Origin of the sequence: Methylomonas sp. EFPC1 (genome assembly GCF_016925515.1) — a bacterium.
Lineage (GTDB): Bacteria > Pseudomonadota > Gammaproteobacteria > Methylococcales > Methylomonadaceae > Methylomonas > Methylomonas defluvii.
The window spans coordinates 3522969-3537151 of sequence record NZ_CP070494.1 but is presented as its reverse complement, the minus strand read 5'-3'; the positions used below and the strand labels follow the sequence as shown (position 1 = coordinate 3537151).

Annotated in this window: 12 protein-coding genes; 9 read left to right on the top strand and 3 right to left on the bottom strand. The window is 51.8% G+C overall.

Annotated elements, in window-relative coordinates; all coding sequences use genetic code 11:
• Positions 1-103 precede the first annotated feature (103 nt).
• The 5 genes from JWZ98_RS16245 (at position 104) to hemJ (ending at position 3925) form a co-directional block, all read left to right on the top strand.
• Positions 104-1681 carry a glycosyltransferase family 39 protein gene (locus JWZ98_RS16245; RefSeq protein WP_205450956.1) on the top strand — a complete coding sequence of 526 codons (1578 nt, stop codon included), beginning with the start codon at positions 104-106 and terminating at the stop codon, positions 1679-1681.
• A 76-nt stretch (positions 1682-1757) separates the two neighbouring features.
• Positions 1758-2483: a glycosyltransferase family 2 protein gene (locus tag JWZ98_RS16240; protein ID WP_033155519.1), complete on the top strand. Its 726-nt coding sequence runs from the start codon at positions 1758-1760 to the stop codon at positions 2481-2483.
• A 47-nt stretch (positions 2484-2530) separates the two neighbouring features.
• Positions 2531-2902, top strand: coding sequence for a lipid-A-disaccharide synthase N-terminal domain-containing protein (locus tag JWZ98_RS16235; RefSeq protein ID WP_033155518.1), 372 nt, complete (start codon positions 2531-2533; stop codon positions 2900-2902).
• Between the two features lie 127 nt (positions 2903-3029).
• Positions 3030-3482 carry a DUF4124 domain-containing protein gene (locus tag JWZ98_RS16230; RefSeq protein WP_205450955.1) on the top strand — a complete coding sequence of 151 codons (453 nt, stop codon included), beginning with the start codon at positions 3030-3032 and terminating at the stop codon, positions 3480-3482.
• A gap of 17 nt (positions 3483-3499) precedes the next feature.
• On the top strand, positions 3500-3925 hold the full coding sequence (gene hemJ, locus JWZ98_RS16225; protein ID WP_205450953.1) for a protoporphyrinogen oxidase HemJ: 426 nt from the start codon (positions 3500-3502) through the stop codon (positions 3923-3925).
• Here the strand turns inward: hemJ and murU are convergent.
• Both murU and JWZ98_RS16215 read right to left on the bottom strand, forming a co-directional pair.
• Positions 3922-4620: an N-acetylmuramate alpha-1-phosphate uridylyltransferase MurU gene (gene murU, locus JWZ98_RS16220; protein WP_205450951.1), complete on the bottom strand. Its 699-nt coding sequence runs from the start codon at positions 4618-4620 to the stop codon at positions 3922-3924. The two genes, hemJ and murU, sit on opposite strands and share 4 nt — an antisense overlap.
• The gene (locus JWZ98_RS16215; RefSeq protein WP_205450949.1) at positions 4617-5618 is read right to left on the bottom strand and encodes a phosphotransferase; all 1002 of its coding nucleotides are present in this window, start codon (positions 5616-5618) and stop codon (positions 4617-4619) included. Before JWZ98_RS16215 ends, murU begins: the two co-directional genes overlap by 4 nt.
• A gap of 257 nt (positions 5619-5875) precedes the next feature.
• On the opposite strand from JWZ98_RS16215, the gene lptD reads away from it, so the two are divergent.
• The 3 genes from lptD to JWZ98_RS16200 are packed head-to-tail and all read left to right on the top strand — an operon-like array spanning position 5876 to position 10391.
• A complete protein-coding gene (lptD, locus tag JWZ98_RS16210; protein WP_240348029.1) occupies positions 5876-8539 on the top strand; it encodes an LPS assembly protein LptD in 2664 nt (887 codons plus the stop codon).
• Positions 8540-8546: 7 nt separating this feature from the next.
• Positions 8547-9833: a peptidylprolyl isomerase gene (locus JWZ98_RS16205; RefSeq protein WP_205450940.1), complete on the top strand. Its 1287-nt coding sequence runs from the start codon at positions 8547-8549 to the stop codon at positions 9831-9833.
• A gap of 6 nt (positions 9834-9839) precedes the next feature.
• On the top strand, positions 9840-10391 hold the full coding sequence (locus JWZ98_RS16200) for a DbpA RNA binding domain-containing protein (protein WP_205450938.1): 552 nt from the start codon (positions 9840-9842) through the stop codon (positions 10389-10391).
• Positions 10392-10421: 30 nt separating this feature from the next.
• Here JWZ98_RS16200 and JWZ98_RS16195 read toward each other — a convergent pair whose 3' ends face one another.
• Positions 10422-12752 carry a TonB-dependent receptor gene (locus tag JWZ98_RS16195; protein WP_205450936.1) on the bottom strand — a complete coding sequence of 777 codons (2331 nt, stop codon included), beginning with the start codon at positions 12750-12752 and terminating at the stop codon, positions 10422-10424.
• A gap of 199 nt (positions 12753-12951) precedes the next feature.
• Between JWZ98_RS16195 and rnd the strand changes: the two genes are divergently transcribed.
• Positions 12952-14100: a ribonuclease D gene (gene rnd, locus JWZ98_RS16190; RefSeq protein WP_205450934.1), complete on the top strand. Its 1149-nt coding sequence runs from the start codon at positions 12952-12954 to the stop codon at positions 14098-14100.
• Positions 14101-14183: the final 83 nt, after the last annotated feature.

Below are 14183 nucleotides of genomic sequence, written 5' to 3'. Positions count from 1 at the left end.
CTGTAATAGTGTTGGCATGAAACTGGCTTAATCTTTTGGCATAACGCTGGCACGATTCTGGTTGCTTGAATGTCCATTGCCCGGATCGATATTATCTCGAAAAATGACCATACCCGATAAACTGATTTACCGCTGGGGCATCCTACCGCTTTGGCTATTGTTGTCTGCAAGCGTTTATTTTCGCTCGCCCATACCCATCGATGAAACGCGCTATCTCAGCGTGGCCTGGGAGATGTGGCTACGTGGCGATTTTCTTGTTCCGTATTTGAATGGTCAAACCTATAGTCATAAGCCGCCTTTATTATTCTGGCTGATTCAGGCCGGTTGGAGTGTATTCGGCGTTAACGAGTGGTGGCCAAGTTTGGTTGGGCCGTTTTTGGCTCTGGCAAATCTTTTATTGACGCGAAAATTGGCGGAAAAACTTTGGCCGGAGCAGGCTGCGGTCGCTTTATCGGCGCCGTGGATATTGATTGCGACGTTGCTGTGGACCTTATTCGCCACGTCTATCATGTTTGATATTCTGCTGACTAGCTGGGTGCTGTTAGGCATGCTAGGTGTTCTGGAAGTTGTGCAAGGTGCGGAGCGCAAGGGTTGGATACTGGTTGCGGCAGCGTTGGGTTTAGGTATTCTAAGCAAAGGACCTGTGATTTTTTTGCATCTAATCCCCACCGTGGTTTTGGTGATTGTCTGGGCGCCGCGTCCTATTGTATTCAGTCGCTGGTTAAGCGGCTTGTTGCTCGCAGCTTTGATCGGAGCAGCGATAGCGCTAGTCTGGGCGATTCCGGCTGCCATTGCCGGTGGCGAGCAATACGCCAACGCGATATTGTGGCATCAGACCGCTGATCGCGCAGTCAGCACCAAAATCCATACCCGTTCGCTGTTTTGGTATCTGCCTTTTTTACCGATGTTTTTGTTCCCCTGGTTGTTCTGGCCGCATTTCTGGGGCAGTTTGCGCGGCAGCCGATTTTTTAATGATAACGGTCTGCGCTTTTGTCTGGTTTGGCTGGTATCAACCTTTGTGGCGTTTTCGTTATTGCCCAGCAAGCAAATTCATTATTTGATTCCGATGTTACCGGCGTTTGCGTTGTTGGTAGCCAAGGTGGTGGTGCATACCCAAAAGCCGAGATTGGGTGGCGAGTGGTTGCTGCCGGTGTTGTTCGGCGCAATCGGGGTGTTTTTAGTTTATCTGCCCAAGGTACCGGGTTTGTCGAAATTGAACTGGGTCCAGACTGTGCAGCCGGCATGGGGTTTGAGTGTGTTGGCTATTGCCGTCATGTTGGCGCTATTGGTTTGGATTAAGCGCACGTTGTCGGTTGCGGCAATCTCGACTGCGTTGGTGGCGGCAATTTTTGTCGGATTTATATTTTTCTTTAGTTATGCCGGCCCGGCATACGACCTGCAACCCGCTGCGTTAAAAGTGAAAAGCTTTAACGATCGGCATATTCCTTATGTCTATGTTGGCAATTACCAAGGGCAATTCAATTTCTTGGGGCGATTAACCCAGCCACTGCCGGTTTTACCTGCTGAACGGCTTGCCGATTGGGCGGCACAGCATGCGGACGGTTACCTGATTTCCCTGGAAAAAAACCAGCCTAGCGACGTCGTATATCTACAGCCGCATCGGGAATATTGGCTGGTATTTCGGCGCGCGGGGCAGGCTGCTGATGTCAAGCCCCTATAACTCAAACCTGTACAAAATTCTTATCCGTGTATAAGCGTTTGATACAATTCACAACTTTTTCAACTTTTACCAAGATATGAAGATTTCTGTAGTAGTCCCCGTTCACAATGAAACGGACAATGTCGAATTGCTGATCGAGGAAATCCATCGTGCGCTGGGCGATGGGGAAACCTATGAAATGATTTTTGTGGACGACGGTAGTACCGATGACACTGGCCTAAAACTGCAAGGTGCAATGCAACAATATCCGACTCTGCGCGTGCTGACACATCAACGCAGTTGCGGACAAAGCCGTGCCGTGCATACCGGCGTTTCGGCAGCGCGCTACCCATGGATCGCCACCTTGGACGGCGACGGCCAGAACGATCCGGCCGATATACCCCATCTGGTCGCGGCTTGGCGCGAGCAAAACGACAGCCAATTGTGGATGCTGGCCGGCTTTCGGCATAAGCGCAACGATACCGGTTGGCGCAAGTTTTCCTCCAAGTTTGCCAACGCGGTGCGGCAGTCAATTTTGCATGACGCCACGCCGGATACCGGTTGCGGCTTGAAGTTATTCCTGCGCGATAAGTTTTTGGCCTTACCGTATTTTGATCATATCCACCGTTTCCTGCCGGCGTTAATCCGGATGGCGGGCGGAAATGTCATTTCCGTAAAAGTGAATCATAGGCCGAGAAATTTCGGCACGTCGAAGTACGGAACCTTGGACCGGGCGCTGGTTGGCATCGTCGACTTGCTGGGCGTGGTTTGGTTGAAAAAACGCCATAGCCTGCCAATTGTCAGCGAGATTCAGCGTGGCTAGTTGCTGGTTCAACCCGTTTGTTCCGGCGTATTTTAGGAGTCTTTAACATGGAAAATGGAATCGTTTATTTTTTTACGCATTTGGCGGATAAATGGCAGCACCATTTATCTATCATGGACTCGAATGACATAATTTGGCTCAGCATCGGTTTGGTGGGCCAGACCTTGTTCATGATGCGTTTTATCGTGCAATGGATACACAGCGAGCGGCACCAGAAGAGCATGATTCCGGTAAGTTTTTGGTATTTCAGTTTGTCGGGCGGGGTCATCGTATTGGCTTACGGTATTCACCGAGTGGATCCCGTGATTATCCTGGGTCAATTGCCCGGTACTTTTGTGTATGCCAGGAACCTAATATTAATTCGCCGCGAACATCGCGATGCGTTGGCGGAGATGACCGAGCAAGATCTGGGGACCTAATCGATTTGACTAGCCGGATAACGACATAAGCTATTTTGGCGCAAGGATTTTTCCTAACTATTGAAAACAGACTGAATTTTTACCCTAAACTATGGCCCGAGCAAATGGCGTTTTGACGAGGTGTGCGATGAGGGTGTTAATTTTGCTGGCGATGGTTCTGAGTTATCACTCGGCAAGCGCGGAGGTATTTAAATGTATCGGCAAGGACGGCAAAACCATTTATCAGGCCAAACCTTGCCAAACCAGCGATAAGACCGTGCAGTTGGATATTCAAGCCAATGAAGCACAAGAGGCAGCGGCCAAAGCCAAGCTGGAAGCCCTGCAAAACGAACAGGAAGCTGCCAAAGCCGCCAAACTGGAAGCTGAAAGACGCGATGCGATACTGAAAAACCAAACCGAATCGACAAATGCCCTAAAGCAAAGTGCGATTGCGCAACAGCAGCAAGTTGAAGCGGAACAACGCCAAGCAGCAGCCTTGGAAAGACAAGCGCAACAAAACAGTAATAGGGTGTTGATTGTCGCGCCTCCCACCGCGTTACCGGGCATGCCCGCACCGGTGACCACCGAAATTTTACGTTAGTCAGTCTCGGGAACCTCATGCTCTGGTTAAAAGCCTTACATTTGATTTTTATGGTGACCTGGTTTGCCGGCTTGTTTTATTTGCCCAGGTTATTTGTTTATCACGCAATGAGCGACGACAGTATCAGCAACGAGCGCTTTAAAGTCATGGAACGCAAACTGTACTATGGCATCATGACGCCCGGCATGATTTGTACCTTTATCTTTGGTGTGTGGATGTTGGGCGATTACGCCTGGATGCTGTATTCCGGCAGCGGTTGGCTACATCTAAAGTTGGGTTTGTTGGGCTTGCTGGTGTTTTACCATGTGTTTTGCGGCAAATGGCTGCTGGATTTCAAGCATGATCGCAACCGGCATTCGCATGTGTATTTCCGCTGGATCAACGAGATTCCGGTATTGTTTTTAGCCGCCATAGTCTTGCTGGCCGTCGTCAAACCTTTCTAATACATGCCATCCTCGGCATGTAGGCCCCTGAGGCGGGAGTGATGCTCACTCAGTGCAGCCAAGCGTTCCGGTGTGCCTATGTCCATCCACAGGCCGGAAAACTTCTCCCCGCTAATCCGCTGTTGCTGCATGGCTTGGTTTAACACCGGTCTCAGTTTTAACGGCGCGACCGGGATGTTGGCAAACAGCTTGGGGTGATAAACGCCGATACCGCTGAAGGTGAGTTTGTTCAAGCCTTGTTCCGACAATACACCGTCGGCATTCAGCGAAAAGTCACCTTCCGGGTGATGCGGCGGATTATTGATCATCACCAAATGAGCCAGATCAATGGCTTGGGTTCGCAAGTTGGCCAAGGGATAATCGCAAATAATGTCGGCGTTAAGCACCAGAAACGGCTCATTGCCCAGCAAAGGCAGGGCCTTGGCAATGCCTCCGGCGGTTTCCAGCGCGGTTTCGCCTTCATCTGAATACCCAATCGAAACATTCCAGCGCTTACCATCTCCACAATAGTCTTTAATCTGCGCGCCTAGATGGGCGATGTTGATGACGATTTCGGTAAAGCCGGCGTGTGCCAGGTTTTCCAGGGTGTATTCAATCAGCGCCTTGCCGGCGGCTTTCAATAAGGGTTTGGGGGTGTGGTCGGTCAAGGGCCGCATTCTTTCTCCGCGCCCGGCCGCTAAAATCATTGCCTTCATGCAGATGCCTCGACACGCGGCAGCACCTGTTCTTGCAGAAACTGCTGCATCTCGGTGAGCTCGGGATAGAGCTCGCAAACCCTAGAAATATAAGCCAGGGTGCGCGGAATGTCGGCCAAATAATCGGATTTTCCGTCGCGCAGATGCAGTCTGGCGAAAATGCCGACGGCTTTCAGGTGGCGTTGCATGCCCATCAGATCGAACCAGCGCTTGAATTGATTGAAATCGGCTTTCAGCAGTCCGGCTGACAACAGGCGTTGATGATATTGCTGGGCCCAGCTGATGACTTGCTGTTCGGGCCAAGCGATGTAACAGTCGCGCAGCAGCGACACTAAATCGTAGCTGATAGGGCCGACGACGGCGTCTTGAAAGTCGATAACACCCGGTGAGTTGTGTTCCAGCACCATCAGGTTGCGCGAGTGGAAGTCGCGGTGCACGCAGACTTGCGGCTGTTCAAGTGCCGAATCAATCAAGATAGCGTTGAGAGATGTCGCGAGCGTATGGGGAATCGTAATGCCCAGTAGATTTTCCAAAAACCATTCGTAAAAAATACCGAGTTCCCGCAGTAGCAGAGCGCTGTCGTAAACCGGCAAGCCGCAATCGAGCGGATTTACGCCGGTTTGTAGTTTGAACAAGCTGTCCATGGCTTGTCGATACAACAGTTCTGCATCGCCTGTTTGTAAGCGGTCAAGAAAGCTTGTGGAGCCTAAGTCTTCCAGCAACAGAAAACCTTGTCGGCTATTCTGTTGATAGATATTCGGGATATGAATATCGCTCGGTTTCAGCAATCCGGCGATGCGTACAAACGGTTCGGTATTTTCCTTGTCCGGTGGTGCATCCATGGCAATGTGGCAGCCGTCCCGGTGCTCAACTCGGAAATATCGCCTAAAGCTGGCGTCACTGGAAGCAGGGGTGATTTGTTGTATATCAAGAGCGACGTCGTTATTGAGCCAATCGACAAGCTCCGCCAAGCGGCGGTCTGAGCTGGAAACGTACATTTTTATTAATTGCGGGTCAACCTAAGGTAAAATGATGACAAGCATTTTATTCGATTTCCATTCCGCTAAGTCAATTTAGCCGCATTCGCCAAGACATGAATTATCGGTTTTATACTATTTCTTCAGCATTATTGTTTTTTACGGGCGTCGCCTCTGCTGCCAATAATGCGGCGTGGAATTGTGAGCAAACCAAAAATGGCGAATGGACTTGTCTAAATCAAACACCTGCTGGCAACGAGCCAACTGCTCAGCCGCAAGTGATTAAACCCACCCCGCCCGCCCAAACCAAGCCTGCCCAGCCGGAAACAGTCGCGCAGCCGCCTGTTCCCGTCGTGCCCGCGCCGGTTCAGCAAGCGATCAAACCGGAACCCGAGCCGGAAAAAGTTAAGGTGGTTGAAAAGGCGGTGGAAAAAGCCGTTGCCGAGCCGCAAAAGTTACGGGTTAAAGTGACTGAAAATCAAAAACCGGTGCTGGAAAAAGTCGAGCCCAAAACCGAAACAGCCAATGCCAATACCGGCAAAGTGCCCGGTTGGACTTGCAAAACCGGTGATGATAAGAGCGGTTGGAACTGTAATCTGGTGGGTGCCGATCCGAAAGGCGAGGCCCATGTCGTAGCCGAAGGCGGCAGCAGTGAAGAGTCCGGTTCGTCTTGGTTTACGCCTACCTTTGATCGCAAACAAGAGCGGGATTTTCAAACCTTACGGGCCGAGTTTGATAAAGATCCTTGGCAAAGCTGCGAAGTGTGGGGTGCTAAAAAACGCAAAATCAGAGCCACCTCCGCCGAAGTCCGCGACGCAGCAACTACCGATATTAATGCCGATTTTTCGGAAGTCTTCGACGGCGAAGTGCTTAATTTTGCCGGTAATGTGGATATGGTGCGCGCGGATCAGCATTTGGTTGCCGACAAGGCCAGTTACGATACGGTTGCCGAAACCTTGGACGCACAAGGTAGCGTGTTATACAGCGAAGACCAGCTGGCTTTTTCCAGCGAGACCGCCTCGTTGAGCCTGGGTAAAGACGAAGCACGCTTGCGCAAGGCGCAATTTATCGTCGCGGAGGCGCCGTTTCGCGGCAACGCCGGGGTGGTTTATCGCGAGAGTAAAGGCTTGTCGCGTTATAACGATGCCGCGTTTACCAGTTGTGCGCCGGGCAATCAGGACTGGATTGTGCATGCTTCGCGGATGAAAATTAACCGGGACAGCGGACAAGGTTCAGCGAAAAACGCCTGGCTGGAATTTAAAGGCGTACCGGTGTTGTACACGCCTTATATTTCCTTCCCTACCGACAATCGCCGCCTGTCGGGCCTGTTGGCGCCAACTTGGGGTAGTACGCAACGGAACGGTTTTGACGTTTCCGTGCCGTTTTATTGGAATATCGCCCCCAACTTCGACGATATTGTCACGCCGCGTTACATGAGTAAGCGTGGTGAGCAGTTACGCAATAAATTCCGCTATCTGACCGATATATCCAGAGGTACGTTTTCTGCGGAATATATGCCCAACGATCAATTGGTCAACAAGGCCCGTTACTCGGCAAGCTGGAAGGATCAATCTACCTTGTTGCCGGGTTTAAATTCCTTGTTGGATTTGAACTACGTGTCCGACAAAACCTATTTCAACGACTTGAATAATGCCTTGGGTTTCCAAAATACCAGTTATTTGCCCAGTACCGCATTACTGAGTTACGGCGGGGCTGTTGCCGGCACCGCTCTAGGTTTGTCGGTAGGGGCATATCATTATCAATCTGTGGATAAAACCATTCCCGATGCCGCGATGCCCTACGATATGCTGCCTCGCGTCAATTTCAATGTGGCGCATGCGTTTGAAGGTTTGCCGGTTACGCTGGCGATGAATAACGAGTTTACCCATTTCTATCACACTGATCTGGTTAACGGTCAGCGGATTAATATTGCCCCGTCACTCAGCTTGCCATTGGAAAGTAGCGCCGGGTATTTCATCCCGAAAATCACCGGCCAATACACGCAGTATCAATTGAGCAACCAAACCTTAGCCGGGCAGCCCAGTACTATTAGCCGGACCTTGCCGATCTTCTCGGTTAGCAGCGGCATGAATTTCGAAAAAGACCTTAATTTCGGTGGTTCGCAGTATCTGCACACCTTGGAGCCGCAGGCTTTTTACTTGTATATCCCGCGCAAGGATCAAAGCAATATTCCGGTCTTCGATACCGCTCTGTACGATACCAATTTTTACAGCTTGTTCCGGGAAAACCGTTTCGCCGGTGGGGACAGGATACAGGACGCCAATCAGATCACGCTGGCCACCGTTTCGCGGTTTATCGATTCCAATACCGGTTTGGAGCCTTTAAAAGTCAGTCTGGGGCAGATTATGTATTTCCAGGACAGAACCGTGACGATGCCTGGGCAGCCGATTGAGACCAGTAATACCTCCAATTTCGTCGGAGAACTGAGCGGCCAATTCAGCAAACATTGGTCGTATATGACCGGTACCCAATGGGATCCGGAAGCCAACGGCTTCGCGCGTGGCCAGGTGGCGTTAAAATACAATATGCAACCGAACCAGATTGTGAACCTTGGCTATCGGTACCGTCGTAACCCCTTGGACAGCTTACAAACCATCTCGCAAACCGACGTATCGTTCCGCTTACCTTTGTTTGGCGAATGGTACGGCTTCGGTCGCTGGCAGTACTCTTTGAATTTCGATAAAACCACGGAAAGTTTCATTGGCGTGGAGCGGGAAAACTGTTGCTGGCGCTTCCGTATTCTGGGCAGGCGCTTTATCAACGGTGCCAATACCATCGCCTTTATCGATCCTAGCACCAAGCCGGAAACCGCGTTTTTCGTACAGTTGGAACTGAAAGGTCTGTCCAGCTTCGGTGACAATGTCGATACGTTCCTGCAAACCAACCTGAAAGGCTATCGCAAAGCCAGCTATTTTGAGTAAGCAACGCATGATAAAAAAATGGGTAGTGATTTTCTGTTTGCTGCTAAGCGCTTACATCGCTCCGGGCCAAGCCCAGGTGTTGGACCGAATAGTGGCGGTGGTGGAAGAAGATGTGATTCTGGAACGCGAACTGAATAACGAAGTTGGGGCCATCGTCAGCAAATTGCGTAGTAACAACGTAACGATGCCACCCGAATATGTGCTGCGCAAACAGGTGTTGGAACGCATGGTGGTCGACAAGTTGCAACGGCAACTGGCGGCTAAATCGGGCGTACAGGTCAGCGACGAAATGCTCAGCACTTCAGTTGCTGATATAGCCAGCCGGAACGGCCTGTCTGTTGAAAGTTTTCGTAACGAGTTGGTCAAGCAAGGCATGGACTACAAAGCGTTCGAAGATAATCTGCGCAACGAAATTATCATCAACCAGCTGCGCGGTCGGGAAATCGGTTCGCGGGTCAAAGTTACCGATGCCGAAGTGTTGCATTACATGGAAACGCAGAGCAAAGCCGGCCAGAGCAATTCCCAGTATCATTTAGGGCATATTCTGATTGCGGTATCGGAGGCGGCTTCGGCCTCCGCGATTCAAAAAGCTAAGGACAAGGCCGATCAAGTCATCGCCGATTTACGCGGCGGCAAGGATTTCAAACAAGTTGCGGTTAGTGTCTCCGACGACGATAACGCCTTGAAGGGCGGCGATCTGGGTTGGCGCAGCATCGGCCAGATTCCATCCCTGTTTACGGAAGTCGTGACGACGATGAATCAAGGCGATGTCTCTGAAGCGATCCGCAGTCCCAGCGGTTTTCATATCATTAAAATGCTGGAAACTGAGGGTGCCGGACAGCATATCGTTACCAAAACCAAGGTCAGGCACATTTTGATAAAGACCAATGAATTGGTGGACGACGCCGAAGCGCAGAAGCGTTTGATAGCGCTGAGAGAACGGATCAATGACGGTGACGATTTTGCCAATTTGGCGCGCGCGCATTCCGACGACAAAGGCTCGGCGATTAACGGTGGTTCGCTGGATTGGGTGGGTCCGGGGGCATTAGTGCCGCCTTTTGAGGAAGCGATGAACAAGTTGGCGATTAACGAGATTAGTCAGCCGGTGCAAACCCAGTTCGGTTGGCACATGATCCAGGTCTTGGGGCGCGAAAATCAGGACAACAGCGAGCAATTCAAAAAAGACAAGATTCGCGAGGAAATCCGTAAGCGTAAAATCGAGGAAGAAACCGAATTATGGTTGCGGCGCTTGCGCGACGAGGCTTTTGTGGAAATCGATCTGGATAGATTGTAAGGCACTATGAATGCTTTCTCTGCCGAAAGTCGTAAGGAAGATAAGTTTAAAAGGCGCTTGCAACGCATAGTCAGCGAAGAAGATCTGGCCCAGCAACGGGAGCTGATTCAGCGTACCGCGGCGGAATTGGATATAGACCTATTGACTTGCGCCGCGGCCTTGGTTTACCTAAGCCAACCCAACCTGTATCCCGCGCATACTCATACTCAGCAGCCCAGGTTGTTGGTTCCTCTACCGCAACCTCACAGTCGCGGTCCGCATGCAAATGGCAAAATGGTGCGTTATCGACTGGCCGTCGGCAGCCAGCACCAAATCAGTCGCGACGATATTCAAGCGGTATTGGTCGAAGAGTCCGGCGTAGATAAAAAGCGCATTGGCAGGATCGACATTCGCGACACGTATACGTTGGTGGAGTTACCGGACGGCATGCCGGCGGATATTTTTCAGTTATTGACCGAAGCGTCCATAGGACCGCATCGCCTCAACATCAAACGCATCAAGCCGAATAAATTCAGGCAAACCCGTAACAACAATCAGCTGGACGAGGAAAACGGCTAATTTCAGCCGTTTTCCTCGTCCAGGTTTGGACTACATCGTCAGGCGAATGCCTATCCAAGCGGCGCGAGGCGCGCCCACGCCAATGAAGCGGCTTTGTTGGTCGCCTGGCAATCCCACGCCGTCAAGTACATCGCCGGTGTTGCCCCAGGTGCCGAAATTGGCATATTGGCGGTCGAACAAATTGCTCACTTTACCGAACAGCGCGACGTTTTTGTTGAAGCGGTATTCGCTACGCAAATTAAATACAACGAATCCCGGCAGCTTGGCCGTCAAATTGGCTTCGTCGCCGCGCAGATATTGCGAGCTGTTGTAATTCATATCCATTCCCAGAGTCCAGGCGGAGACGATGTCGAAGTCGGCGCTGAACTTGAACTGATGGGCTGGGATGCCGGGTAGCTTGTCGCCGGCCTGTACCTGGATATTGCCGTCGCCATCCGCCAGCGGATTGTTGGGGCTGCTGCCCAGAAACGGCGTTTCGAAGCTGGCATCGATATAGGTGTAATGGCTAGACCAGCGCCAGCGCTCGTAAAAATTACCCGCTAATCCCACTTCTACACCTTGGCGTAAGGTAGAACCGACATTGTCGAAATAACCGACATTGCTGCCGACACCGCCGGTGCTCTTGAAGATGATGTCGTTATTGTTGATGGTGCGGAATAAAGCCAAATTCCAGTCCATGTAGCCCGGCAGCAAGTTTTTCAACCGGCCGCGCACCCCTGTTTCGAAGGTATTGGCGACTACTTGCTTGAGAGGCGGATCGGATACGAAGGCGTTGGGCAAGCGGCACGGATCGTCCGGGTTAGCGCAGCTTAACTCCATCGGTGTTGGTACCCGCGACGATTCGCTGTAGTTACCGAAAAAGGTCAATTCCGGCATGAAGGCGTAGGTCAGACCCGCCGCCGGATTGAAGCGGTCGAATGAGTGCGAGCCGTTCAGGTCGTCGCCGACATGGTCGCGCAGTTTAATATGGGATTGGTTGTAACGGCCGGAGACGGTCAGATCCAGTTTGTCCGTCAAGGAATAGGTGTCGGTTAAAAATACGCCGTAATGATCGGTCTCGGTAGTCAGGCGGACATGGGCGTCTTGCAGCAATACCCCGCCCCCTGACACTCCGCGGTCAGCGGTTAACGAACCCAGCTGGGTGTCGGCATGATAGCGGGCGTTGCCGTGGTCGAAACTGGCCCCGCCTACCAGATGGTTGTTGCGGCCGAATATTTTGTGGTCGAAAGCATTTTGCAAGGCGAAGCCGAACGATTGCTGTAGTGTGCTGGAGGTGTTGATGGTGCCGCCCTCGACCGCTGGTGAGGCATCTATATTACTGCCGCCTAGATCGAACAAGCCCTCATCGTCCAACTCGCCGCCGGATTCGGCGCACAAAAAGTTGTCCTCGCCAGCGCCTTCATCAATACATTCGCCAAATTCGCTCCCGTCGCCGTTATAGGTGCCGATCTTGTTTCGACGGTAGTACATCGTACCGGATAATTGATTGTGGTCGTTCAGCCAGGTATCGCCGGCCAGCGACACCAGCATCATCCGGTTGCGGGTAATGTCGGGATGCGTAAATACCTGATCGCGGCCGAATGCCAGCATTTCCTGGGGAAGGGCGCCGTTGCCGCGCAAGGTGTTGTCGCTGCCGGCGATGCTTAAGTCCAGGCCGGATTTAACGCCGCGCCAACTCAGGGTGCCGAAGCCTTGTTTGGCTTCGCTCGGGGAGTGGGCGCGCCAGCCTTTTTCGTTGAAATATTTGGCATCCAGGAAATAGCCCCAGGTGCCGTTGTTCCAACCGCTGGTGAGTTCTTCGGAATGGCGGTCCCAGGAGCCGCCTTGGGCTTCGAAACTGTGGCCGGGTGCCGAGAAACCGGTCTTAGTGTTGATGTTGATCGAACCACCCAGCGCATTCAAACCAAACGCCGGGTTCGATGCCGGTTGCAGGCTCATATTCTGTATAGCGCCGTTAGGGATTAAGTCCCAGTTGATCATATCGCCGAACGGTTCATTGAAACGAATACCGTTGACATACGTTGCCAGGCCTTGCGGCAAGCCCATCAGCGGGGACGCGCTGAAGCCGCGGTATTGCACATCGGGTTGCAGGGGGTTGTTTTGCGCATCGTTGATGTTGACGCTGCCGAGATAGCGGTTCATGTAGTCCGCCAGAGACAGGGCTTGGGCTTCCTGCAATTTCTCGGCTGACACTGTTTGCACATTCGCCGGAATTTTATTGATATCGACGCCGCCGAATTGTAAAGGCGTTACCGCCACAACTTCCACTTCCTCCAGATTGGTCGCAACTTCCGCGGCTATGGCTTCGGCTAAGGGCAGCATGCTGAACAATGGCAGCACGCCGAGCGCAACTTTTTTCATAAATTTACCTGAGTACAAAACAAAAGCGGCATGGTAAACAAGCAGGGCCGGGGGTTCCAGTGTCGGCAATAAAAAGGAAAAATTCCTGATTTGCATCGCGTCGGCCAATGCCGGAATATTTCAGTCAATCACGCCCCGACGGGGTAAAATACGCAGTCACGCCGTTTTTCGGCAAGCCCCGTTAATTGCCATAGCGACTATGACTATTCAATATATCAACCGCCCGGATCAACTCGATAGCCTTTGCCAACTGATAAGCCAGGAGCCCTGGATCGCCCTGGATACCGAATTTCTTCGCGAGAAAACCTATTACCCCAAGTTTTGTTTACTGCAAATAGCCGCGCCGGGGTGGGTGGCTTGTGTCGATCCGTTAGCGATTGCCGATTTAACGCCACTGTTAGAGGCGATTTACAATCCCAATATTGTCAAAGTGCTGCATTCCTGCCGGCAGGATCTGGAAATTTTTTACCAGATTACCGGCAAAATTCCGGGCCCGATTTTCGATACGCAGATTGCCGCACCGCTGCTGGGTTTTCAGGAAAATCCGGGTTATGCGATGCTGGTATCCAGCTTTTTAAACGTCAATCTCAGCAAAGCGCATACCCGTACCGATTGGTCGGAGCGGCCCTTGAGCCAGGATCAAATCCAGTATGCCGCCGACGATGTAATTTACCTGTGCAAGATCTACAAAATCATGTGCGAGCAATTGGATAAGTTAGGGCGTGCAAATTGGCTGGAAAGTGATTTTGCCTTGTTGAACGATCCGGAGCTTTACCAACTCTCGCCGGAAAATGCCTGGTTGAAGATTCGCGGCAAAAACAAACTGACCGGCAAGCAATTGTCCATCATGCAAAGTCTCACCGAATGGCGCGAACGTACCGCCCAGCAAGAAAACAAACCGCGCAGTTGGTTGTTGCAGGACGATTTGCTGCTGGAACTGGGCAAATTACAACCCGTGACCTTGGCCGATCTAGCCAAGATCCGCAACATCAACGACCGTACCGTCAATCGTTACGGCAAAACGATTTGCGAATTGATCGACAGTGCCAAACAACGTCCGCCCAAACCCTTGGCCGAAAAGGATCAAGCCGGCAAGAAAACCCAACAGCACGAAGCGATACTGGATGTACTCAGCGCGGTGGTCAGAATCCGTGCTGAGGAAAACTCGCTGAATCCCATCATCTTGGCTACCCGCAAGGATCTGGAGCAATTACTGTCCGGCGATGAGGATTGCTTGTTGTTGCACGGCTGGCGTTACAACATGGCCGGTCGGGAGTTGCAGGGCTTATTGCGCGGTGACTTAACCTTGAGCTTGAAGCCGGATGGCGTGGTGATTAGTGCGGTTTAGCATGCGGCGGCCTGCAATAGCCATAATGCTGAATTATTAATCCCCCCAATGTATCGGTGGCCGGCATTTCCGTATAAGCCGGT

Coding starts and splice junctions, on each gene's coding strand:
- JWZ98_RS16245 (WP_205450956.1), top strand. CDS start 104: ATGACCATACCCGATAAACTGATTTACCGCTGGGGCATCCTACCGCTT.
- JWZ98_RS16240 (WP_033155519.1), top strand. CDS start 1,758: ATGAAGATTTCTGTAGTAGTCCCCGTTCACAATGAAACGGACAATGTC.
- JWZ98_RS16235 (WP_033155518.1), top strand. CDS start 2,531: ATGGAAAATGGAATCGTTTATTTTTTTACGCATTTGGCGGATAAATGG.
- JWZ98_RS16230 (WP_205450955.1), top strand. CDS start 3,030: ATGAGGGTGTTAATTTTGCTGGCGATGGTTCTGAGTTATCACTCGGCA.
- hemJ (WP_205450953.1), top strand. CDS start 3,500: ATGCTCTGGTTAAAAGCCTTACATTTGATTTTTATGGTGACCTGGTTT.
- murU (WP_205450951.1), bottom strand. CDS start 4,620: ATGAAGGCAATGATTTTAGCGGCCGGGCGCGGAGAAAGAATGCGGCCC.
- JWZ98_RS16215 (WP_205450949.1), bottom strand. CDS start 5,618: ATGTACGTTTCCAGCTCAGACCGCCGCTTGGCGGAGCTTGTCGATTGG.
- JWZ98_RS16205 (WP_205450940.1), top strand. CDS start 8,547: ATGATAAAAAAATGGGTAGTGATTTTCTGTTTGCTGCTAAGCGCTTAC.
- JWZ98_RS16200 (WP_205450938.1), top strand. CDS start 9,840: ATGAATGCTTTCTCTGCCGAAAGTCGTAAGGAAGATAAGTTTAAAAGG.
- JWZ98_RS16195 (WP_205450936.1), bottom strand. CDS start 12,752: ATGAAAAAAGTTGCGCTCGGCGTGCTGCCATTGTTCAGCATGCTGCCC.
- rnd (WP_205450934.1), top strand. CDS start 12,952: ATGACTATTCAATATATCAACCGCCCGGATCAACTCGATAGCCTTTGC.